The organism is Vibrio sp. B1FIG11, assembly GCF_905175335.1.
Classification (GTDB): domain Bacteria; phylum Pseudomonadota; class Gammaproteobacteria; order Enterobacterales; family Vibrionaceae; genus Vibrio; species Vibrio campbellii.
Map to the genome: position 1 here is coordinate 1,739,497 of NZ_HG992751.1, position 23,416 is coordinate 1,762,912.

Sequence of the window (23,416 nt, forward strand, 5' to 3'; positions counted from 1 at the left end):
TGGTCTATTGCACTTTTGATGTCTCTTTTATTGACCTAAGACTCATTAATTTTAAATGATAGTGAATTCTTATAACAGTGAATGGTCAGATCTCTTATAATGCGTTTGCTAAATAATAAATGTTAACAAAGTTTCATGATATGCAGTACAAACGCGTCAATCTTGCGAATGCTGGCCGGGTTTCAAGCGAGCAGGGCATCAAAAAGTTACATGCGAGCGGTGTGAAGTACGTTTGGGTCGATCAGAAACTTTCAGCACAACAGTGCGTCTTCAAGCCAGTCGAAGAAGAACACGATGTTACCTTGTCTGCCTCAGAAATCACGACGTCACCCAAAATCCAACGCGCTTTTCGTTCTCGTGAAGCACAGCATAAGCGTGCGAAAAAGTTGATCGCAGAAGCAAAAGGGTTAGCTCAGAAGCTCCTGAACCAAACGTTTGAAGGTAAACTCATCGAGGTCAACGAAATTGAATCGTGGGCCGATGACATGATCGAGAGCGTTTTCATCGACTCTGATGCGCTTCAATGTGTCTCTGCATTACGCCAGAAAGACAGCTACTTGCTTGAGCATTCGGTAAACGTGGCATGCTTGTTGGTTTCTTTCGGTAAGCATTTAGGCTTAGATAAAGACACGCTCAAGCAGTTGGCGATCGGCGGCATCATTCATGATGTAGGTAAAATCAAAGTCGATGACGAGATCTTACATAAGCCAGCGCGTTTAACGCCTGAAGAGTTTGAACACATGAAACTTCACCAAGTATTTGCTGGTGAAATCATCTTGGGTGTAAAGGGCTTAAGTGATGTCAGTCGAGACGTATGCTTGATGCATCACGAAAAACTGGATGGTACGGGTTATCCACGTGGCTTATCTGGTGAACAAATCCCCATGCACGGTCGCATGAGCTGTATTGTTGATATTTACGATGCATTGACCGCAGATCGTGTTTACAAAAAGGGGATGAGTTCGGCAGAAGCGTTTAAAATCCTATTGAGTTTGACCCCTTTCCACCTTGATCCTGATTTGGTGTACAAATTCATTAACTGCATTGGCGTATACCCTGTCGGTTCGATTGTCCAATTGAGCGATGGACGAGTCGGCATTGTGTGGACATCCAACGATTCTCAGCCGCTGAAGCCAATCGTGAAGTGTTTCTACTCACGTAAATACAAGCGTTACATCGATGTCGCGATGGTGGATTTAAAAAGCAGTTCGTATTCGGTTGAGAAGGCGATAGCGCCGTCATCGTTAGAAGTGGATCCAAAACCTTTCTACGACTAACACAGGATAACTTCCCATTTAGTCGTGTTTGTGAGCAACTTTGTTGAATAAGTAATCACTTTACACGATTGCATATTCCCAGTATGTTGATTGAATAACTAGACGGTTCAAAGTGACCTAGTTGAGAGATAAACGAAGGCGTGTTTTCTACTTTGGCTTTTTGCCGAGACTCTTTACTCTGATTGCTTTGTTGAAGGGCTTGTTTGGCTGTTAATCTGTTTAGTTATGAACCGAATGATGTGGTACTTTTCTATAAAACGTTTCATGGATTGAAACGCAGATTGAAGTCGTTATTCCACGTAATTCACCCATTCATCCTTACATTGGAAAGGAGCGCCAATGCAACTCGATACTTGGATCTACTATACCCTCGCGATACTTGTTCTGACCGCCTCTCCAGGCCCTAGCTCGTTACTTTGCTTGAGCAAAGGCGTCAGCAGCGGCTTTCGCCAAGCGTTTGTGACTGCGCTTGGCAGTTTAACCGCGATTACCATCATTCTTACTCTGTCTTTCACCGGCCTTGGTGTTGTGATTGCTTCTTCAGAGTTCGTATTTAACATCATCAAATGGTGTGGTGCGGCGTATCTTATTTGGCTTGGTATTCAGGCGTTACGCTCAAAACAAACCGACTTTTCGCAAGCCAAACCGGAACAAGCGTCTTCTGATTATTTTAGTGCGTTTAGCAGTGGGTTTATAGTTGGAGCAAGTAACCCTAAAGCGATTGTGTTCTTCACCGCGTTGTTTCCTCAGTTTATTGATCCTCCTGCATCGCTATTCACTCAATACATGATTTTTGCTAGTACCTTTGTTGTGTTTGAACTGAGTTGGTTAACTTTTTACGGCTTACTGGGAGTGAAGACATCGAATTGGCTATTTGCCAAGGGAAGAGCTAAGTTGTTTAACCGTCTGACTGGCGGCGTATTCATCAGTGCGGGTTTAGCTTTATCGACTGCGCACAGAAGTTAAAAACGTGGATCAACCTAAACTATTAAATAGTAAGCTAAATTAGAAAAACCTTATTTCCAAAATGGAAATTGACGTTTTTGTTTTTTTCATTAGTGGCAAAGAGTCCTGAGGCGTAGAATTCAACCTACCCTTAGAGGTATAAGCTCGAAAGGGTGTATCCGTTGTATTTTCTTCAGGAACATCTTAGATGACTCAAAGCCTTTCTGATCTTCAGCAGCGCTTCCTTGCTATCGCGACAGATAGCAATTTGTCACCAAAGCAGAAATCGAACTTTCTTGCTTTGGAAGCGGAAGCCACTATTCCATATATGACTATCTCTGATGAGGTAAGCCAAGCAATGCAGCAAGGCGTCATATGTGACATGTTTGAAGGTCACGCGCCGTTTAAGCCGCGCTATGTTTTGCCAGATTACGCAAAATTTCTTTCTCAAGGTTCTGAATACTTGGAGTTAGCTCCAGCAGAAGATTTTGATGATGCGATCAACATGTTGACCATCATTTACCATCATGTGCCTTCGGTAACCAACATTCCGGTTTACCTTGGTCAGTTGGATGATGTGCTCATGCCTTATGTCGGTGATCTTACTGACGAGCAGATTTACAAAAAATTGAAACACTTCTGGATTATGCTGGATCGCACATTACCAGACGCGTTCATGCACGTGAACATTGGTCCGACGGACAACATTATTTGTCGTACGATTTTGAAAGTAGACGCTGAGCTAAAACAGATCGCGCCAAACCTAACGTTCATGTACGACGAAGCAGTCACACCAGACGATCTGTTAAAACAAGCAACGCAAAACATTTGTGAGTGCAGCAAACCACACATTGCGAATTACCCAATGCACGCGAACGCGTACGAGGGTGCTCGCTTTGGTATCGTGAGTTGCTACAACTCTCTGCCGTTGGCTGGTGGTTCAAACACACTTGTGCGTATGAATCTTAAAGAAGCGGCGAATCGTGCAGACAACTGTGATGACTTCTTCATCAACGTGCTGCCTGAATACCACGGTTTGATGGTTGAGCTGATGGATGCCCGAGCTTCACACCTGCATGAGAAATCTGAGTTCTTTAAAGGCTTCCTGACTCAAGAAGGTTTGATTGAAGAATCTCGTTTTGCGCCAATGTATGGCATCTACGGTATGGCAGAAGCGGTAAACGTGTTGCTAGAAAAAGAGGGCAATGTGAGCCGTTACGGCCAAGATGCTGTTGCAAACGAGCTAGGTCATAAAATCTCCGCTAAATTGGCTGAATTGGTAGAAAACACGCCAGTGAAGTTTGGCCTAGAAGGCAAAGCGTTACTGCATGCCCAAGGTGGAATTAGCCTTGACTTGGATGTGACACCGGGCGTTCGAATTCCTTATGGCAACGAACCTGATCCAGTGTCTTACGTACAGGCAACGGCAGGGCATCACCAGTACTATCGTTCTGGCATCAGCGACATTCTGACCATCGACGAAACGGTGAAATCAAACCCTGAAGCGATGTTCAACCTTTGTAAAGGTGCGCTTAACGCAGGCTACCGTGAGTTCACGGCAAACGTTGCTTCAAATGACTTGGTTCGCGTAACAGGTTACATGGTGAAACTGTCTGATATCGCTAAATACGATGCGGAAGGTTCACGTACCAATACCACATTCCTAGGCGCAGAAGCGGCGAAGAACACCGGTATTTTAGGGCGTTCACCACGCGTGGTGAGCCACGAAATGTCACCAACTTACGTTAAGTAACGAGTGACAAACAAGAATAAGATGACTAGACGATCGGTAAACCTCTTGGCTAAGGTCACTCGAATCCTTCCGTTCTCTTGTGTTGATGGACCGGGAAGCCGTCTAGTCATCTTTCTACAGGGTTGTAACTATCAGTGCATCAACTGTCACAATCCGCACACCATCAATCACTGTAATCATTGTGGTGATTGTGTGAGCGAGTGTCCGGTTGGCGCGCTGAAGTTCGACGAAAGCAACAACGTTGTTTGGCTTAAAGAGGAGTGCACCCACTGCGATCGTTGTACAGAGATATGTCAGCACCAATCTAATCCAAAAATTACTGACTACTCTGTGGAGGCAATGCTCGATTTGATACGCAAACAGCGCTTTTTCATCAGCGGTGTTACTGTATCCGGTGGGGAATCTACCTTACAGCTTCCTTTCATTATTGCGCTGTTTAAAGGTATTAAGCAGGACCCTGAATTACAGCATCTCACTTGTTTCATCGATAGCAATGGGTCTTTATCAACCTCGGGTTGGGAAAGAGTGTTGCCGTATATGGATGGGGCGATGATCGACCTCAAATCTTGGCAAAGCGAAACGCACCACTGGTTGGTCGGACGTGACAATCATCGTGTGTTTCAAACCATTCAATACCTGGCGCAAGTAGACAAGCTTTATGAAGTGCGATTACTGCATATTCCCGGAAAAAGTGATTTAGATACTGAGGTCATGATGGTGGGGCATTATCTGCAAGCGCTGCCAGAATCAGTCAACATTCGCCTGAACGCGTTTCAACATCACGGCGTGGTTGGTGAGGCGCAAGAATGGGAGAAATGCTCTAAGGATGAAATGGAACGCTTTCACGCTCGATTAAGTCAGTTTGTCAGCAGACCAATGACCATGCCATCGGTCTACGTGTAGCGCCGCAGAGATAACTTTAGAGTTTGTTTACTCTTGGTTTGCTGCATCCTCCCAAGGTTTCACATGCCTTAAGCACCTGTTGTTGTAGCCATCTTAAAGCGGGATCGTTAAGACTCGCTTTATTCCACACCAAACTGTACGCCACTTGCCCGTATTCGAATGGCAAAGGTCTTTCTACCAAGCCATTCGCCTGCAGTGCCATTTGCGCCCAAAGTTTTGAACAAGTGAACAGATAATCGGAGTGGTGACACATTACTGCGGCTGAACCAAAGTCCGCCACGTGCATCGCGACACTGCGCTTGGCGTAGCGCTGAGTTAAGTTCTGTTCAAAGTAGGGTTGAGATAAGTCTTTATCGTGAATGCCGATGTGTCTTGCGCACAAATAGTTTTCTACCGAGAGTTCTTCTTTTGCCAATGGGTTGTTACCGCCCATCAGGCAGATCATTTCATCCTCTAGAATCGTCTGCCATACCAAGTCTTTGTTGTGGGTTGGTGGCTGGCTGATGTCATGCGGCAGAATCAAAAAGTCGACTTGCCCGCGGATCAGAGAATCGAAGCTCATTTGTTCTTTCGCATAGACGTTCAATTGCGCTCTACTGCCCATCTGTTGAGACAGGTTTTGCAGCATAGGGGCGAAGATCTCAAAGGTGCTTTCACGCATTGCTAATGAGAACCGGCCTTCGTAATACGCGGGATTAAATGAGCCTTGGTAAAGCAAACCATTCATGCTGGAAAGAATGCCGTGCACTGAAGGACCGATGTTCAATGCAAACGGAGTTGGGACTAAACGAGTGCCATCACGGTAAAAAAGGTCATCTTTCAGAATGTCACGCAATTGGCTGAGCGTTTTACTCACGCTGGAAGGGGTCACGCAAAGTTGTTCCGCTGCCTGAGTAACGCTGTGTGTCGTGAGCAGCATGTGCAATACAGTAAGGTGTTTAAGGCTAATGCGTGAGAGTGTTATGTAATCCATTCGCAAGACTAATTCGTGTGATTTTGTCCAGTATATCAGTATGAAACAATTTTTTACTATTGTAGAAACACGGAAAATCAGGCGTTTCTTTTCGTGTTCTATATAAACATTTGGCTCAACTCGGCACCTGATGGGGTGAACGAAGGCAATAACCTTTAGAGTACGAAAGGTGGCTGACATAAGCCTGACAAAATAAGGGATTGCGAAGGAATAGGAGAGGTGATTTACTCAACTTTCCTAAGTAACAGAGGTTTAAATAAACTTAATGGACGACCCCTTTAGTCGACTGAACAATTCACTGTATGGCTTCCAATCACAGGAGGCGTACTCATGTTAGAACTTTTCATGCAACCAGAAGCGTGGGCTATCTTCGCTACCTTGTTTGCTCTTGAAGTTGTCTTAGGCGTTGATAACGTCGTATTCATCTCCGTTCTGTGTGAACGATTACCGCAACACCAGCGTAGACTTGCCCGAAATCTAGGTATTGGCCTAGCGGTGATGGCGCGTATTGTTTTGGTGTTCTCGATCTCTTGGATCATGCAGCTTACCCAGCCATTAATCAGCTTTAGCGACTACGCGTTTACTGGTCGTGATTTGATTATGATTGCGGGTGGTGCATTCCTACTAGCGAAAAGCTTGAAAGAGTTGTGGAGTTGGTTAACGCACACTGAACACGGTCACTCGACTCATGTTCGTACTGGCCTAGCTGTGGTTCTGCTTCAGATCGTTGCGGTTGATGCTGTGTTCTCGATGGACTCGGTGATCACTGCGGTTGGTCTAACGAGCGAAGTGCCAATTATGGTGGCGGCGATCATTTCATCGGCAATTGTGATGGTGTTGACGGCGGAGAAAATCAACAACCTCGTGACGCGTTACCCGGGTTTTAAGACACTTGCACTGCTGTTCCTTGTATTGCTAGGTGGTCTGTTGATGGCAGAAGGTTTTGCAATTCACATCAACAAAGGTTACGTGTACTTCGCGATGGCGTTTGGTCTAGTGTTGGAAATGTGTCATATCCAGCTTAAGAAAAAACAACGCCCAGTGATTCAACGAATTCGTCCTATTCGACCTCGTTCTATTGCGCTTCAAACTCGATAATTGAAACGCAGCAATTGAACCTATTAGAGCCGCTCACGAGAGCGGCTTTTTTACGTCTGCATTCTGCGATTTATGTGGATTTGTCGTGTCGATAGAAAATGGAATTTGTTGTTGTAGCACGAATTTCTTATATAGACCGCCCAAACTTATTCGAGTGAACAAAATAGAATGAACAAACTGATCGACGCGTTATCGACGCACGGATACTACATCTGGGATGATTTTATTTCTCAAGAGGAAGTGGCTGAGCTGCGTGACTGTATTCCTGATGATTGGAAGAAGGCACGTATTGGTCGTAACGACGACGTGACTCGTATTGAAACCATTCGTAGTGACAAGATCCAATGGTTGAAGCGCGATATGGGCGCGCCAGTTGCGTCTTTCTTAGACAAGATGGAAGAGATCCGTTTGGAAGCAAACCGCCATTTCTTCCTTGGTTTGTTTGAGTACGAAGCGCACTTCGCGAAATATGAGAAAGGTGATTTCTACCAAAAACACCTCGATTGCTTCAAAGGCAATGAAAACCGTCGTCTAACAACGGTGTTTTACATGAACGAATCGTGGAGCGAAGAAGACGCTGGTGAGTTGGTGGTATACGATTTGAATGACAATGAGATCGCGAAGATTCCACCGCGTTCAGGTCGTCTGTTCGTGTTCTTATCTGAGCAATTCCCGCACGAAGTATTGCCGACAAACGCTGAGCGATTCAGTATCGCGGGCTGGTTCCGTATTAACGGTGTAAAAGACAACCAACTTGATATTGCACACTAACCCGTGCGTTTATCAGGACAGTTTTAACAACAAGGGGACACCAATGCGGTGTCCCTTCGTTTATCTTCTGACTCGCAATCTTAGCCGTAAAGTCCAGTCGAAAGCTCATAGCACGCTTGCATGTCTGAACATAACACTTGATAGACAGCTGAGCACAGCTTTCCTGATTCGACTTGTTCATCCATGATGATGGCAATTTCTTGTTGCGTCATGCGTCCACGGTAGGGGCGGTCTTGAGAAAGCGCTTGAAAGACATCAGCAACGGCAATGATACGTGAAGGGACGTCCAAGTCTTCTCCGGTTTTATGATAAGGGTAACCTGTACCGTCTAAGCGCTCATGATGATTGGAAGCCCACTCGGCAATTTTGGCGTTAGGAAAGACTTTGTGTAGGGCAAGTTCAGTATCAATCGTATGACGTTTGATGCGTGTGTACTCTCGCTCGTTTAATGGACCTTCTTTGTGAAGGATCTCATCAGGCGTTTTGAGTTTGCCAATATCGTGAACGAGTCCTGCAATAAAGATCATCTCCTGTTCGTGCTCATCCAATCCCACTTTCTTTGCTAAGTAACGCGATAGCTCCGCCACTTTCTGTGAATGTTGGTAAGTGAATGGGCTTTTGGCATCCACAATGCGTGCTAAGAACAAGCCCAAGCTGTTCATGTCCTCAATGGTTAACTGTTTCTGTAACCAGTCGATGTTCTCAAATTGAAGCCCTATCGTTTCGATGTGCTCAGATTCCATTGCAAACCAAAACGCATCGGTCATGACCAGCTTAACCATGGCGTCGCACATATGCGGGTTAAACAACGTGCCTGCGTTAGCCATGACGCACTCGGCAATCAATTCTTCATGCAAAGTGACAAGATCGCTGTGGCAGTTGGAAACGTAGCGAGCGCGCATAAAATCGAGACGATCAGAGAGATAAAGCAGAGCCGCGACGTCTTTTTCAAATGCCGGAATATCGATGTGTTCGAGCTCTTTCCAGTGAGTATGATGATAAAGAATTGGGGTGGCGAATTGAGAGAGTAGTCGACATTGCTTGAGGGTATGGTAGCCGCGAATGCAGTGGGCCTTTGCATCTTGGGGGACGAGCTGTTCAAGTAGCATGGTATGTTCACGTGTTTCGGAAACTCCGCAGTCGTGAACCATACCGGCAAAGTAACAGAACTCTGCTTTATTCTCGGCCCAACCAAGCTCCAGCGCACATTGGTAGGCAATATAAGCGACGCGATGGCTATGGTGTGTATCGTCAACGCCTACGTAATCTAACGCACGCGCCACCCAGATAAGGGCTTGTTTTAGGTCGACTTCAAATCCCGAAGAAGAATCGGAGTAGGAAGGTTGCTTCATTGTAATTACCGACGTTTTTACTCGCCTGTGCTGATTTTATTTTGATGTTTTTAGGGGAATGCGACAGCGAATTAATACCTAAAAAGGGTGCACATGGCTTCGTTATAGTTATATTGGGAATAATACCGCTTGTCGCACGTAAAATTCATCTCAAGCTCGCCACTCTTAGTCATTTCTTTGAACTACTTATTGATTTCGAAAGATTTCTTTTGGTTTGATTGACTTCCTTTGAAAACCACATAAATAGTGATGTAAAGTATTCTCATTATCATGTTGTGTCGTAAAGGTAAGTTATGAAAAGAGTCGTAGTGTGGGGTGCAAGTAGCGGCCTTGGTTTGGCAGTTGCTAAGTATTTTGCAGAAAAAGGTGCAGAAGTTGTCGGTGTCGCGAGAAATCCAGACAAAAGCCCAGAACTGAAGGTGATTTGTCAGTCAACGTTTGCATGTGATGCCACGGTTTCTGAAGAGGTTGACCGCGTCGTTGAGCAGCTCGATCAAGAAGATATCATCATTAGCACGATGGGCAGCTACCGTGCAGACATTCCGGTAGATTACCTTGGCCATCGTCACCTTATTGATGCTGCCTGTAAAGCATCGATCAAGCGTTTTGTACTAGTGACGTCACTTGGTTGCGGTGATAGCTGGAAATACCTTTCTGACCGTTCTAAAGCGGGGTTTGGCGGTGTAGTGCGAGAGAAATCCTTGGCGGAAGCATGGCTACAAACCAGCGACTTGGATTACACCATTATTCGTCCTAGTGGCTTGAAAGATGGCGAAGTAACAGGCAATAGTGCGTTGGTTGAACCTAAAGAAGTGCATGGTTTGGTATACCGTGAAGAAGTGGCTCGTTTGATTTTTGAGATGCTTGAAAAAGGCGAGGGAAGTGGGGAGATCTTCCATTGTGTCGACCCTGAATTGACGTACTAAGTCCGTAATTGAATCATTCCTAAAACAGGGACAGTGTTTCGGCATTGTCCCTGTTTGCGTTTAGGTCTTTCGCGTTTCTACGATCAAGTACTTTGATTGAAAAGTGATTCTGTGACCTTGCCAGTTCGAGTTGGTTAAAAAAGCATCTAGAATGAATGCTCAAAAACAAAAGGACGTTGTATGTTGAAACATCTACTTTATCGCGGTTACACCAATGGATTGAGGGTAGCAGCCTACGTTCTCCCTTTTCCTAAACCGACCTTGTTCTCGGGTCCTGATTGCCTTCATGAATTGACAGAAGCGATTGTTGACCTTGGATTCAAAAAGCTACTCCTTGTGACCGATGACGGGCTGGTAAAGGTCGGTATGGCGGAACAGGTGGTGGAAAGTGCAAAAGCTAAGAGTTTAGATGTCGTGTTGTTTTCTGAGGTAAAACCAGACCCCACATACGATCAAGTTGAGAATGGTTTAGCGATGTACTTCGATTCAGGGTGTGACGCCATTTTAGCGCTTGGCGGAGGATCGGCCATGGATTGTGCCAAAGTCATTGCAGCCAGAGTCACCAACAAGAAATCCATTAAGAAACTCGCTGGTCTCTTTCGAGTGTGGAGAACGCCTGCTCCTTTATTCGTGATTCCGACGACATCGGGTACTGGGTCGGAAGTGACGATTGCTGCGGTGGTTTCTGAACCAGATACCCACCACAAAACGCCATTAATGGATCCGAAGTTAGTGCCTTTGATGGCGGCATTGGATTCGAATTTGCTGGTTGGTTTGCCCGCGAAGATAACGGCTGATACAGGTATTGATGCGTTAACACACGCGGTAGAAGCTTACATTTCTCGCAACGCGACGATGGAAACCAAAGCGTATTCTGCTGCTGCCATCAAACTGATATTCAAATTCTTACCTCGTGCTGTCGAACAGGGCAGTGACACTCAAGCTCGACACAAAATGGCAATGGCGTCTTACTATGCGGGTTTAGCCTTTACCAAGGCGAGTCTTGGCTACGTACACGCATTCGCGCATAACCTAGGAGCCAAGTACGGTTTACCTCATGGAATGGCAAATGGCCTTGCTTTATTGCCTGTCCTTCGATTTTCTTTCTCTGAGATTGAGTCACAACTGACCGAGCTAAGCGAAGCCCTGATAGGAACGCAAAGTGGATATGCGCCTAGTGCCCAAGACTTCTTAGATAGACTGGAGGGGTTGTACACCGAGATTGGCATCGAGCAAACCTCGTCACTGTTGCAAGCGTCTGACACCAACGAGTTAGTGACTTTGATTCTCAAAGAAGCGCATTGGAACTACCCAGTGCCTAAGTTTATGAATGAAGAAGAGTGCGCCCAATTACTCGCAGAAATCAGAGCTTAGATAGTGGTGTATAAAATAGTTTACACGTGTGGGTTTTTATCCTTACACTTTGCTTGATCTTATTAGAAAGATCCTACAGAATCGTCATCATTCCAAATATGGTGTTAGGTTTGGTGTGCCGTTGCCCGATCTGATGCTTATGAATCTTATTAAGCTGTAAAGATAAATATACAATGAGTCGATCTAAAGTGTTTGGTAGCACCCTGATTATCGCAGGGACTACAATAGGTGCTGGTATGCTGGCACTTCCTCTTGCCTCTGCTGGCATTGGTTTCTCAACGTCTCTGATCATTATGTTAGGGCTGTGGGCATTAATGGCGTTTACGGCGCTATTGATGCTTGAGCTCCACCAATATGCGGACAGCAGCGCAACCCTTCATACTCTGGCGAAGCAAATTCTTGGTCAGAAGGGCAAGTGGGTTGCGAGCTTTGCGATGCTGTTCTTGTTCTACTCATTGTGTGCTGCTTACATCGCTGGTGGCGGCGCTCAGTTCGGTGACCGTCTAACAGAATGGTTTGGTCTGGATATTTCAGGCTCCACTTCTACCATCATATTCACGCTTATCGTAACAATGGTTGTGACGGTTGGCACCGGAACGGTAGACAAGGTAAACCGAGTGCTGTTTGGTCTAAAGATGGTGAGCATGATTGCAGTATTGTCATTCCTAGCGCCAAACGTAACCGAATCTTACTTACTGAGCATGCCAATTGAACAAGGCCTTATCGTTGCAGCGATTCCAGTCATCTTTACCTCTTTTGGTTTCCACGGCAGCATCCCTGCGATTGTTAACTACCTAGATGGCGACACTTCGTCTCTACGTAAAGCGATTATCGTTGGTTCGACGATTCCACTTGTGATCTACATTTTTTGGCAAATCGTAACCCTGGGTGTTGTAAGCCAAGATACCTTGATTGAAAACGGCGGTTTGAGCGCGCTGATTGGTCAATTGTCTCAAACTGTTAACCAGTCAAATCTTGGTAGTGTGGTAGGCGTATTTGCTGACCTTGCGCTTCTGACGTCTTTCCTAGGTGTGAGTTTGGGTCTGTTTGAGTTCTTGGGTGACACAATCAAAGGTGACAGTGAAAAGCCAAATCGTCTAATCGCTGCAGTGGTGACTTTTACACCGCCACTAGGTTTTGCATTGTTCTACCCACAAGGATTCATCATGGCACTAGGTTACGCAGCGATCGCGTTGGCTATTCTTGCAATCTTCCTACCGCTAGTTATGGTGGTGAAGGTGCGTCGTTCTGATGAGTTTACTGGTGAATACCGCGTTGCGGGTGGACAAGGGGCCCTATTAGTAACGGGCATTGCCGGCATGGGCATTGTGATGGCGCAGCTACTTATTACTTTGGGTGTACTTCCTGCATTGGGTTAATCACCAAGCTGATAGATAACAAACAACTCATCATGTATTAAAAAGCCAGTGTACGAAAGTGCGCTGTTTTTTTTTTGATCTGGGTTAAATTACCGTAGAATATTCGGTGAAAAGATTGGCGAAAAACTGTTTTTATTTCGTACACTTAAGTTGTGGTATGTCGATAATTTAGGTGGAGAAAAGCCGCTCTAATCACATCAAATACGCTGACTTTAATGAGCCTTTTCTTCTGATTTCTCTACTTGGTGTGGAGGTGAAGTATGGCGCACCGAAGTTTTTACCCGTTTGCAAAACCGCTCAATGAGCAAATGCAGACTTTAAAGAACAGGATGCAGGCACATTTACCGTGTGTTGATAGGGTGTCTTTTGCGAAGTATCACCCTAAACAAGGCATGCTTAAATCTTTTGCCGAAAGTGAATTCGACACTTGGTGTTTGGCTCATCACGAAGCGCCACTTCGTAAACTTCATAACTTGAGCATTGCTGCTGACAATGCCATTCCTCGTCTTGTTAACGATCTCTACGACATCAAACACTGTTCGCGCATTCAAACCTTATTGAAAGAGGGGTATCACTCGTCTGTTGCGATCCCTTGTTACGACCGTCAAAGCTTCACTGGCTTCGTCTTTCTCAATTCTATTCAGCCTAATGCGTTCAGTGTAGAAGCGTTGAATGGGTTAAAACCTTACTTCGAAATGGTTCAGTTTGCGGTGGAGTCTGAAGATCATGTCGTCAATGCGATTGAGTTGTTAGCGGAAAGGATCCAGTGCTTATTGCCAGGTTATTCGCCTGAAGTTTACTCACACACAAAGCGTATTGGTATGTACGCCCAATTGATTGCGACAGAGCTTGCCGACTCTTATCATTTTAGCGATGAAGTTGTCGAGCAAATCGGCATGTTCACTCGTTATCATGCTTTGAGCGACATTAAGCTTCCGGCAGATATCGTGTGCAATCGTCGTTGTATGAATGCAGAACAAGAAGCGCTGTTAACGGAGCACATTGAGCAATGTGTGGAATCAGCCGATAACATTGTGGCGCGAATCGGTAATCCGGTTCATCCGAGTGTCACTTTGTTCCAGCAAATTACGTCTTATCAATATGAAAACCTTGATGGGTCCGGCTATCCGCATGGGCTGGATCGCTCAGGTATTCCAATCGCCGCTCAAATCGCGGCCGTCGCTAATGTGTTTGATGTCATGACCACCCATCATCCATATCGTCAAGCGTGGTCAATTCCGTATGCCTTGTTAGAACTAGAGAAACGTGTTTATCAAGGCTTGTTATCCCGAGAGTGCGTGAACGCCTTGCGCGATCATCAAGGCTATCTAAAGCAAATCATTCACAAGTACCCAGAGCACTATGCTGGTATGGGCTTAATGTGAGAGTAGAGGAGCAAACCGTGAATGGACTCAAAAGATTGACTAGGAGGTCAGAATAAATAATACTGTATATGTATACAGTAACTCGTTTGGAGGTGAAGTATGTTGTGGGAAACCCTAGAAAGAGTAAACCGCTTACGCCAACAAGCACTTGCGAATGCTGAATTCGTAGAGTCTGCAAAGGAACATGAAGAAGCTTTGCATGACCAAGAGTATCATTACCAACCAAGAAAGCGCTCAGCCAAGGACAAACAAGGTAAGAAGTCACTGGCCGATATCTATAAAGAAGTAGAGTTTGGCGCTGACGCTCGTCATTAACTGGTTCAACAACGCTGCGACTCTCATCCGACTTTTCTCACCGTCGCAGCTCGTCCGTCAGCGAGCGCTGTACAATTGCAACGCTCGCTGCGTTAATAACAATCCTGATTTAATTTCTTCGTGACAATGTCACTATTAACGTATCGAAAGCATAAAAAAATCCCCCGAACAGTCGGGGGATTTTTTAGAAATCTGCTTTACGTACAAAATGGGGGTTCTTGTACTTTTTCTCGGGGCCAAAAGTCGAAACCACCAATTTATTCCACAGTGTTTTGTCAAACTCGCCTTTAGGGATAGAAGGGTAAAGTGTCTCTTCCTCTTCTCTCGCAAAGTTCATGTACTGCTTTTTCTTAATTTGGTTGTACTTTTTAGCGACCTGATTGTGCTTTCTCACCCATTCAAGCTTGTAATCATGCAGGACTTTTTCACCTTTCTCTGCCTCCATTCGTGACAAGAAAAGACGTTTATATGAGACCTTTCTGTCTATCATGGTGCGCATGACGGTTTGAATGTATTTACCGTGATGAGTAATGGTGATGTCATTCTCATCGATAGGAGAAATACACCAGCTCTTGGGTAAAAAGCTTGGCTTCTTGAATTGCTTATTACGTTCCATTAGCACCTGATGAAGAACTAAATCAGATGTGCCGCGGAAAGTTTTTTGCCATTTAGCGATTCGTATTTGTAGCGAACCTGGCAAGCGATAGATGTTAGTAAACTTATCTTGGTCCATGGACTTCCGTCATGAAATTAATATGCAATATGGAAATAGGCAGACGCGAGCAACCAAGCTAAGCGCAAAACGCTTTACTTGAGGTTAGTCGTGTCGGTTAATAATGCGATTTTACAACGACCTCACAGATAATAGCGAGGGGTTATGTCAATAATAGGTAAGAAATAAAGAAATTGTTTAGATTATTAACGGAACTTTAGCATAAAGAAAGCCCGCAGCATGGCTAACGGGCTTAAAGTCAGTGTTGGCTTGTCGTGTAGGCTGTTTAAACAGCTTCCTCGAATTGCTTGTCGTCTTCCTCTTCGATTTGCTGAGTATGGCGATTGGCTTGCTGAAGTTGATACATCTGTGCATATCGACCATTTTGTTTTAACAGCGCTCTATGCGTGCCGCTCTCTACTAAATCTCCATGGTGAAGAACGATGATTTGGTCGGCATCCAAAATCGTCGATAGACGGTGAGCGATTACAACAAGCGTCATATCTTGACGAAGCACTTCAAGGCTTTTTTGAATTAACGCTTCTGTACCTGAGTCGATGTTTGCCGTTGCCTCATCCAAAATCAGAATCTTAGGCTTAGCGACAAGTACACGAGCGAGTGCAAGCAATTGTTTTTGACCTGCCGAGAGGTTTGTTTCACCTTGGCCAAGCTGAGTATCCAATCCATTCGGATAACGACGAATCTGTTCAGCTAATCCCACTTTTTCAAGTGCATCCCAAATCTGCACATCTTCTATCGTTCTTCCCAAAGAGACGTTTTCACGGACACTGGCAGGGAGAATATGTGGGTCTTGCTGCACCATGGCAACGTCTTTGCGCAGTACGTCTTTGCCTAAAGATTTCAACGGACGCCCATCAATCAGCAGTTCACCGATTTCGGTTGGGTAGAATCCCATGAGCAAAGAAGCGAGAGTACTTTTACCGCTACCGGTGTGGCCAACAAGCGCAATAAAGTCTTGATGCGATGCTTTCAGGGAAATGTCTTTCAAGACGTCTTGTTTGCCATCGTAGCTGAAAGTTAGGTTGTTAAGCTCAATCGCACCTGTTTGCAGTGGCTTATGGTCATCGCCGTAAGTTTGCTCTTGCGCATCGATCAACTCGAATACACGTTCACTCGATACCAATGCCTGTTGAAGTAAAGCTAACTGCTGTGTCATCTCAATCAAAGGCTCGGTTACGCGCGCTAGGTAACTGATGAAAGCGTATAGAACACCCACACCAATCAGTTCGACACCATTAAAGCCAAAAATAGCCACAAGAGAGAGTAGGGCGAGGCCTGCAAGCAGATCCATCAGAGGGCGCAATAGGTAGCCATTCAAGCGAATCACTTTTTTAGAGGCAACCAGATGGTCGTCAGTGAGGCCATTAAACTGTTTGTTGAAACGTTCTTCTTGCAGCATTAACTGCACCACACTCATGCCTTGAATGGATTCACTCAAATTGGCGTTAATGTCTGTTAGTAGGTCACGCATGTTTCGATAGCTTTCTGTACTGAGCTTTTTGAACAAGTACATAAAGCCGATCACGATTGGTAGCAGTACCAACACGACGATGGTCAACTTCCAACTCATGTAAAACATCACGCCCAACATCACCAAGATCATCACTGCGTTTTTCACCACGGTGGCGATAAGTAACTCATAAAACTGTTGCAGCGATTCTGTATCGTTGGTGATTCGAGACACCAACTTACCCGCAGGAGTGTAGTCAAATGCAGATAAAGGCTGCTTTATCACACCAGAGAAAACCTGCTTGCGAATCGTTTTGATCGTGTTGGTTGCCACAATACTGAATTGCAATGATTGGAAGTATTGAAACACCGCAGAGATAAGTTGCAAGGCAATGTAGCCTGCTGCGAGTGATATTAAAATGTCGCGCGAGTAATCTCCTTTAGCGATGTGTTCATCAATAAAGTATTGAACAAGCCATGGCCCACCTGCGCTGGCTAACGCCGCGATAAACAGTAGTGCCAAGCCTTTTAGCATGGGTTTTGGCTGCGACAATGGGTAAGACATTAACCGTTTAAACGTTGTCGATTGCTTCATGATTAGTCCTCCATTGCCTGTTCTAGTTTTTGGTACTGGTACATTTCCGCATACCACCCCTGACGTTCCAGAAGTGTCCCATGCTGGCCGCGCTCGGCAATGTGTCCGTGATTGAGCACCACAATCTCTTCTGCTGCTTCCAGAGCAGTGAGGCGGTGGGCAATGACAATTAATGACTGCTCACGATAGTAAGTTTCTAAGTTCTTTAGAATCTGGTGCTCGGTACGTCCATCCACAGCAGACAGGGCATCGTCCAATACCAATACTTGGGCATTGAGCAGCATGGCGCGTGCAATGGCGATACGTTGTTTCTGACCACCAGAGAGGGTGATGCCTTTTTCACCCACTTCTGTTTGATAGCCTTCAGGAAACTTCTCAATATCGTCGTGAATACAAGCCAGTTTGGCTGCTCGATAAACGTCTTCTTTTGATGCGCTAGGGTTGCCCAGAGCGATGTTTTCAAAGATAGATTTTGAGAACAAGAACGGGCTTTGGTTAACCACTGCGAAACGGTCTCGCCACTCTGGCAAAACTGCGTCCTTAATTTTGACATCACCAAATTGAATCGTACCGTTATCCATATCGTGTTGGCGAAGCAGTAAGGTTAGTAACGTGGATTTACCACTACCGACAGGTCCCGCAATGCCGAGCATTTTTCCTGGCTCAAGGGTGATGTGAACATCAGTTAGTGCTGGTGGCAGCTCTTTAGACCAGTGGAATTCGTCAATCTTGATCTGCAAAGGCAAAGGTTGAGTGCCTAATGGCGTTTCACCACTGACGATCTCTGGCTTCTCGTCGAAGATTTCTTGCAGACGGTTCCACGCAGCAGAGCCTCTTTCCAAGATATTAAATAGGAATGCGAATGCCAGCATCGGCCAGATCATAAGACCCAAATACATGGTAAAGGCGGTCAAATCCCCAAGTGTGATATCACCTTGGTCAACTAAATAGGCACCAGACGCCACGCTCAAAAAGAAAGACATGCCGATGGTCAGCTGAATCGCTGGGTCGAAGCGTGCATCGACACGAGCAACGGCGATGTTCTTCTCACCCGTATCATCGACAACCTCTTCAAAACGTTGTTGCTCTTGGTTTTCTAACCCGAAAGCACGCAGCATACGCACGCCATTTAGTGATTCTTGAGTCATGTCTGACATCGTAGAGAAGGCTTCTTGTGCGATTTTGAATCGTTTATGCAGAATACGTACGATGAAGAAGATAATGATGGCAAGAAACGGCATCGGCAATAGTGCCATTGCGGTTAGCTTCCAACTGATTTGCGTCACCATGATGATCAGTACTGCGATACCAGTGATCAGAGAGTCGGCTGCGGTCAAAACGCCTTCACCAGCAGTCATGACAATGTTGCGCACATCGTTCGTACCACGAGCCATTAGGTCGCCGGTTTTGTATCGTTCAAAGAATCGAGGGGGCTGAGTAGAGACATGACGATAGAGGCGATTACGCAAAATAGTGCCTAATTCCCAACTCGCGCCAAATAACCATATCCGCCATAGAATTCGACAGCCATATATTGCAAAAAATAGCACGATAAGTCCTAATAACCACATCACTAAGGTACTGGTTTCGAGGGTATTATCGACCACGCCATCAACAATAATGCCGACCGCTTTGGGAGGGACAAGCTGAAGGGCGGAAATGACGGCAAATAGTAGGATTGACCCCACATACTGCTTCCACTTTAGTTGGAAATACCAACGTAGCTGCCAAAATATTCTCATTTCGCCTCCTGCTTAAATTATTGAATTTATTATGGAACCATTATTGAGCGAATGGATGAGTTTACAAGCATAATTTTTGAGCGAAATGAAAAACAACACAATGTGTCGATTTTATAGAGGCTCGATGAATAGCCGCCTTATGTATTGCTGAAAGGCGAGGATGTAACAAGATATTGTGAAATTATTGTTAAATGCCATTTTTAAGGAGTTCTGTCCCTAAGAAGGGGAAAAGCTCCAAAAGTATCACTCTTGAAGCTGGTTTTTATCGGTTTTAGCAGTCTCTGGTTTGAATTCCGTATTTTATTTGACCACCTGCGGTTTTCGGATAATACACCTCTACGTAGCAAAGATGAAAAATGTCGACAGGCTTATTTGCGAAGCCGATAAGAAAGTAGGGCTCTTCTTCGTCTTCGACGCCATACCATCGATTGATGGTTAACTGAGGATCGAATCCCGCCAAATCGTGAGCCGGAATCACATTCTTAATATAGCCGTAATAGCCAATCAAATCGTTAACGCCGTCGTTGTCCAAGTCAATGTTCATCAGCTCTCCAGAATCGACGTTTTCTTGCGACTGGATCACGGCTTTTGCGTAGACCTGATTGTTGGCAGTCATCAGCGCCTCGCGGGCACCATACAAGACAGCGATGCGAGCATCCTTCTGGATACCAAGAAATTTTGGGAGCGCAACGACACTTACCACGCCAAGAATGACGATACAAACCACCAATTCTATCAGTGTAAAACCTTTGGTATTACGCACAACCAACCTCCGAATATGTATTTTTATAGTCTGCTATTCTGGAGCAAAATTATGGCTGGAAAGGTATTGAAAAAGAATGAAGTTATGCGATGAATGGTTCGGTTCTAATATATAAAACAAGTTGCTTAAAGTTGCAGGAAAAACTCATTCATTCTCACACAAAAAGTATGCCTTCTCTCAATAAGAAGAGATGAAATACGCGTTGGAATAAAGCGTGGAACATGATGCCCTCAATCGTGAATTCCCTTTGATGAATGTGGCATTTGTATCACTAACGCACTGGAGAAGTTTGTCACGGTAAATGAAATCGGCTTTTGGCGACGAGAGGTGGGTTAGTTCATCTCAGAAAGAACAAATTCGACAAAAGTACGATTTTTAAGGGAAAGCTGTTTTGAACGGTAAAGCAGGTGGATCGGTTTTGGCTTGGGAGCATGTTGCTGGAGAATTTCTACCAAGGCACCAGATTGGATTTCTTGTTCAACTAAGATCTTTGGTTGCAGCAGAACGCCAGAGCCTTTTAACGCGGCAAACTTCAGCACATCACCGTTATTAGACGTTAATCGGGTGTTGCTGTTTCCAAAGGTATTAGAAGGCATGTTGACCACTTGTTGGCTTTCCCCTTGGTGATGCTGAAATCCCAAACAATGATGATGCTCCAGATCTTCAAGTGATTGGATAGGCTCATGCTGCTCAAGATAAGAGGGTGAGGCGCAGTAAGTCATGTGGTATTCACCCAGTTTTCTCGCGACTAACGACGAATCGACTAACTCTCCGATTCGAATAATCACGTCTGCTTCACTTCGATATGGGTCAATCAAATTGTTATCCAACATCAGCTCTACGTTCAAATCGGGAAATTCTGCTAAGAAGTCAGCCACGATGGGTGCAATGACCTTTTTGCCATAAGTGACAGGGCAGTTAACTTTTACCGTTCCGGTTGGACGGTTGATCAGCGTCTGGATCAGGTTCTCTGCGTTGGTGATGTCTTCAATAATGCGGTGACACTCTTGATAGTAAAGTCTGCCAGCTTCGGTCAGGGACTGTTTGCGCGTGGTGCGATGAATCAGCTGTGTACCTAAGCTTTGCTCAAGAAAGCTCACGTGCTTGCCAACCATGGTCGGTGAAATATCAAAGTGGTGTGCGGCGTTACGAAAGCTGCCGTGTTCGACCACGTAAGCGAAAACTTTCATGCTTGTTAATTTATCCATTACACACCCAGAGTTGATAAAGAAATAACTAAAGCAGAGTTTATCAATCAAATGAGGTTAATTACAGTGGGCGTATGATTAAGAATGGAGAAAGAGATCCATCATGAGCGAGACGATTTTTGTTACCGCCGAACTGAAAATGAATGCCGATAAGCCAAGACAACAAGTGGTTGAAGCCATTGAACAATTTTGCCTTGATATGCAAAGCGAAGCGGGGTGCTTGCAAGCGAATGCGACCTACGATTCTAAAGATCCGCAACGTGTGATTCTTTGGGAGCGATATGAAAACCGTGCCGCGATTGAAGCACATTTTGCTATGCCGCATACACAAGCGTTCATTGCTGCTGAAATGGCGGAGTTAGTCCAAGCATTCGAAACCCAAGCTCAATAGGAGACGTGAACATGAAATGGGGCATTTTAGGCACAAGCTTTATCTCAGGTGTCATGGCTGAGGCAATCCAAGGCGATGACAAGAGTGAGTTGTACGCGGTGGCTGGGTGTTCGGAGCAGAATTTAAAGACATTCGCTGAGCAATATGGCATCGAAAACACGTTTAACGATTACGATGCGTTGATTGCCGATGAGCAAGTCGACATTATCTATATCGCATTGCCAAATCACCTTCATCATGACTTTATCGTCAAAGCGGCGGAGCAGGGCAAAGCGATCCTGTGTGAAAAGTCACTTTCGGTAGATATGGAAAAAACCGAGCTGGCACTTCAAGCAGTAGAAGCGCACAAGGTATTCTTTGCTGAAGGCTTAATGTATTTACATCACCCGTTGATCAGCGAGTTGGTTTCGGTGCTTAAATCGGGAGAGATTGGTGAACTTCGCAAGATCCATACTTCTTATATCGCGTCGATTGCACAGTTTGTGAATCCAGACAGCAAAGGTGCTTTGTATAATTTGGGCTGCTACCCAATGTCTTTGGTGCATTTGGTGGTGAAAACCATGTTGGGTGAACAAGCTTTTGAAAACCGCTCTATGACAGCGATTGACCGACGAGGTAACGATGGGAACATCTGCGAGTCGAGCTTGATGATGCAATTCGGTGAGCAACAGACGGCGAGCGTACACACTGCAGAAGATCATGGATTGAAACACCAGTTCACCATCCTGGGTAGCAAAGGCTGTATTACGTTAGACTCGAATCCATGGCTACCAACGCAAGATAACCAGTTTAGTGTGGAAATTTACGAGACGTCGAAGCGTGAAGTGTCTGTTCCGGCAGCAGGGGATGCTTTTTACTATCAAGTGCGCAATATCCGCCAGGCGGTTGAAGCGGGGCGTACATCGTTAGAGAACCCTTGTGCAACATGGGAAGACTCTCACCGTATCATGCAGCTACTGACGGAGTGGGAATCACTGGCTTCAAAGTAAGCTTGTGTTTAGGTGAAATAGGCCAATGAAAATAAAAACGGCGCACTAAATACAATATTTAGTGCGCCGTTTCTATTTGTGTTCAGCTGGCTTAAATGCGGTTATCGCCAGTGCTGAATGCAATGACTTGACTGATTTCAGTCAGACTTCTTCCGCTTTCTTGTTGCCATTGAACAAAGGCCTTGTTGGTTGCGTCGAGCGATTTCTTAGTATCTTTTCCGCCTTCAATGATCTTGCAATTACGCAGGTAAGCCTCGACGTCGCTAGACAGGATAAAAGTGTCGACGCCCATTTGACGCAGTGTGTAAGGACCAGTATTTCCGCCTAAGCGATTACCGCGTTTCTTCAAATATGCCCACAAGTCGGTGACTTTTCCTTGTGGCCAATCGGCAACCATTTTGCCAAACGAGCCGTATTCAACTTTTGCTTCGTGGATCATACGAGCGTTGGCAGGAATCGACATGACTTTGGTGAGGTGACGAATGATGCGTTTGTCAGTCGCTTTGGTTTCCCATTGTTCATCAGACAGCATCAATAGCGGCTCAATTTTAAAACCAAAAAATACCTCTTCGAAGTTCGGCCATTTGTTGCGAACCACGCTCCACGAAATCCCACTTTGGAATACCTTCATCGAAAAAGCGGCCAACCAACGGTCGTCGGGAATCGCTGCCAATTCTTCTTTGCTTAGTGGATGAGACAAAAGCGCTTCAAGTTGATCTTCACCACCTTTACGCTCGGCAGCGCGCTGATAAATCGCGTCAAATTTTTCGATACTCATAAAAGAAGTTAGTCCTGATTTATGTCGATATTTACGAAACATACTACGCTTAAGTGGCTGAATCGTAAATTGATGGAGTGTCACAAATGAAGAAGGTCACATTAACGTTTGTCGGGGAAGGTTCGGATCGTATTGCAGAAAAATTCTATGCGTGGATGACGGACGGTGGGTTAGAAGACAGCATGATTGAGAATTTATCTGACCGTGAATTCTCAGTTGTCGGCATCACTGATATGGATAATGAAACGCGTGATGTGGTGATCAATACGGAAATGAACTAACGAGTTGTCTTTGGTCAGCAAGTAGAATCAGATAAA

22 protein-coding genes are annotated in these 23,416 nt (G+C 45.2%); 14 read left to right on the forward strand and 8 right to left on the reverse strand.

What is annotated here, in order from left to right:
• Window positions 1–140: 140 nt before the first annotated feature.
• From KHO06_RS08395 to KHO06_RS08410, 4 genes are all read left to right on the forward strand, one after another.
• Window positions 141–1,277, forward strand: a complete 1,137-nt coding sequence (locus KHO06_RS08395; RefSeq protein ID WP_244858396.1) for an HD-GYP domain-containing protein — start codon at window positions 141–143, stop codon at window positions 1,275–1,277.
• A gap of 339 nt (window positions 1,278–1,616) precedes the next feature.
• Complete coding sequence (locus KHO06_RS08400) at window positions 1,617–2,243, forward strand: LysE family translocator (protein ID WP_212582411.1); 627 nt, start codon at window positions 1,617–1,619, stop codon at window positions 2,241–2,243.
• Window positions 2,244–2,430: 187 nt separating this feature from the next.
• Complete coding sequence (locus tag KHO06_RS08405; protein ID WP_047479901.1) at window positions 2,431–3,975, forward strand: YjjI family glycine radical enzyme; 1,545 nt, start codon at window positions 2,431–2,433, stop codon at window positions 3,973–3,975.
• Window positions 3,976–3,996: 21 nt separating this feature from the next.
• Window positions 3,997–4,878, forward strand: a complete 882-nt coding sequence (locus KHO06_RS08410; RefSeq protein ID WP_047479898.1) for a YjjW family glycine radical enzyme activase — start codon at window positions 3,997–3,999, stop codon at window positions 4,876–4,878.
• A gap of 16 nt (window positions 4,879–4,894) precedes the next feature.
• Here the strand turns inward: KHO06_RS08410 and KHO06_RS08415 are convergent, their stop codons facing one another.
• Window positions 4,895–5,851, reverse strand: coding sequence for a LysR family transcriptional regulator (locus KHO06_RS08415; RefSeq protein ID WP_005434030.1), 957 nt, complete (start codon window positions 5,849–5,851; stop codon window positions 4,895–4,897).
• A gap of 330 nt (window positions 5,852–6,181) precedes the next feature.
• Between KHO06_RS08415 and KHO06_RS08420 the strand changes: the two genes are divergently transcribed.
• Entirely contained in the window at window positions 6,182–6,949 is a 768-nt protein-coding gene (locus tag KHO06_RS08420; protein ID WP_212582412.1) for a TerC family protein, read from the forward strand.
• Between the two features lie 168 nt (window positions 6,950–7,117).
• Window positions 7,118–7,720 (forward strand): 2OG-Fe(II) oxygenase, encoded by a 603-nt coding sequence (locus KHO06_RS08425; RefSeq protein ID WP_005433965.1) that lies wholly within the window; start codon window positions 7,118–7,120, stop codon window positions 7,718–7,720.
• An 80-nt stretch (window positions 7,721–7,800) separates the two neighbouring features.
• Here KHO06_RS08425 and KHO06_RS08430 read toward each other — a convergent pair whose 3' ends face one another.
• Window positions 7,801–9,072, reverse strand: coding sequence for an HD domain-containing phosphohydrolase (locus KHO06_RS08430; RefSeq protein WP_045367105.1), 1,272 nt, complete (start codon window positions 9,070–9,072; stop codon window positions 7,801–7,803).
• Between the two features lie 293 nt (window positions 9,073–9,365).
• Here KHO06_RS08430 and KHO06_RS08435 point away from each other — a divergent pair, with 293 nt between their 5' ends.
• From KHO06_RS08435 to KHO06_RS08455, 5 genes are all read left to right on the forward strand, one after another.
• Window positions 9,366–9,998 (forward strand): SDR family NAD(P)-dependent oxidoreductase, encoded by a 633-nt coding sequence (locus KHO06_RS08435; protein WP_212582413.1) that lies wholly within the window; start codon window positions 9,366–9,368, stop codon window positions 9,996–9,998.
• Between the two features lie 180 nt (window positions 9,999–10,178).
• A complete protein-coding gene (locus tag KHO06_RS08440; RefSeq protein WP_212582414.1) occupies window positions 10,179–11,372 on the forward strand; it encodes an iron-containing alcohol dehydrogenase in 1,194 nt (397 codons plus the stop codon).
• 173 nt (window positions 11,373–11,545) lie between these two features.
• Complete coding sequence (locus tag KHO06_RS08445; RefSeq protein WP_212582415.1) at window positions 11,546–12,751, forward strand: aromatic amino acid transport family protein; 1,206 nt, start codon at window positions 11,546–11,548, stop codon at window positions 12,749–12,751.
• 260 nt (window positions 12,752–13,011) lie between these two features.
• Complete coding sequence (locus tag KHO06_RS08450) at window positions 13,012–14,136, forward strand: HD domain-containing phosphohydrolase (protein WP_212582416.1); 1,125 nt, start codon at window positions 13,012–13,014, stop codon at window positions 14,134–14,136.
• 99 nt (window positions 14,137–14,235) lie between these two features.
• Window positions 14,236–14,451, forward strand: a complete 216-nt coding sequence (locus KHO06_RS08455) for a hypothetical protein (RefSeq protein ID WP_005433984.1) — start codon at window positions 14,236–14,238, stop codon at window positions 14,449–14,451.
• A 184-nt stretch (window positions 14,452–14,635) separates the two neighbouring features.
• On the opposite strand, the gene KHO06_RS08460 is transcribed toward KHO06_RS08455, so the two are convergent.
• From KHO06_RS08460 to KHO06_RS08480, 5 genes are all read right to left on the reverse strand, one after another.
• Window positions 14,636–15,184, reverse strand: a complete 549-nt coding sequence (locus tag KHO06_RS08460; RefSeq protein WP_005433911.1) for a hypothetical protein — start codon at window positions 15,182–15,184, stop codon at window positions 14,636–14,638.
• Window positions 15,185–15,449: 265 nt separating this feature from the next.
• Complete coding sequence (locus tag KHO06_RS08465; RefSeq protein ID WP_212582417.1) at window positions 15,450–17,228, reverse strand: ABC transporter transmembrane domain-containing protein; 1,779 nt, start codon at window positions 17,226–17,228, stop codon at window positions 15,450–15,452.
• 2 nt (window positions 17,229–17,230) lie between these two features.
• On the reverse strand, window positions 17,231–18,970 hold the full coding sequence (locus KHO06_RS08470) for an ABC transporter transmembrane domain-containing protein (RefSeq protein ID WP_045419276.1): 1,740 nt from the start codon (window positions 18,968–18,970) through the stop codon (window positions 17,231–17,233).
• A gap of 271 nt (window positions 18,971–19,241) precedes the next feature.
• Window positions 19,242–19,733, reverse strand: coding sequence for a type II secretion system protein (locus KHO06_RS08475; RefSeq protein WP_005433764.1), 492 nt, complete (start codon window positions 19,731–19,733; stop codon window positions 19,242–19,244).
• A 332-nt stretch (window positions 19,734–20,065) separates the two neighbouring features.
• Complete coding sequence (locus KHO06_RS08480) at window positions 20,066–20,941, reverse strand: LysR family transcriptional regulator (RefSeq protein ID WP_212582418.1); 876 nt, start codon at window positions 20,939–20,941, stop codon at window positions 20,066–20,068.
• A gap of 103 nt (window positions 20,942–21,044) precedes the next feature.
• On the opposite strand from KHO06_RS08480, the gene KHO06_RS08485 reads away from it, so the two are divergent.
• Together KHO06_RS08485 and KHO06_RS08490 are read left to right on the forward strand one after the other, a co-directional pair.
• Window positions 21,045–21,332 (forward strand): antibiotic biosynthesis monooxygenase, encoded by a 288-nt coding sequence (locus KHO06_RS08485; RefSeq protein WP_005389066.1) that lies wholly within the window; start codon window positions 21,045–21,047, stop codon window positions 21,330–21,332.
• 11 nt (window positions 21,333–21,343) lie between these two features.
• Window positions 21,344–22,321, forward strand: coding sequence for a Gfo/Idh/MocA family oxidoreductase (locus KHO06_RS08490; RefSeq protein WP_212582419.1), 978 nt, complete (start codon window positions 21,344–21,346; stop codon window positions 22,319–22,321).
• A gap of 91 nt (window positions 22,322–22,412) precedes the next feature.
• Here the strand turns inward: KHO06_RS08490 and KHO06_RS08495 are convergent, their stop codons facing one another.
• Window positions 22,413–23,099 (reverse strand): DNA-3-methyladenine glycosylase I, encoded by a 687-nt coding sequence (locus KHO06_RS08495; protein WP_212582420.1) that lies wholly within the window; start codon window positions 23,097–23,099, stop codon window positions 22,413–22,415.
• 86 nt (window positions 23,100–23,185) lie between these two features.
• On the opposite strand from KHO06_RS08495, the gene KHO06_RS08500 reads away from it, so the two are divergent.
• On the forward strand, window positions 23,186–23,380 hold the full coding sequence (locus tag KHO06_RS08500) for a hypothetical protein (RefSeq protein WP_005433953.1): 195 nt from the start codon (window positions 23,186–23,188) through the stop codon (window positions 23,378–23,380).
• Window positions 23,381–23,416: the final 36 nt, after the last annotated feature.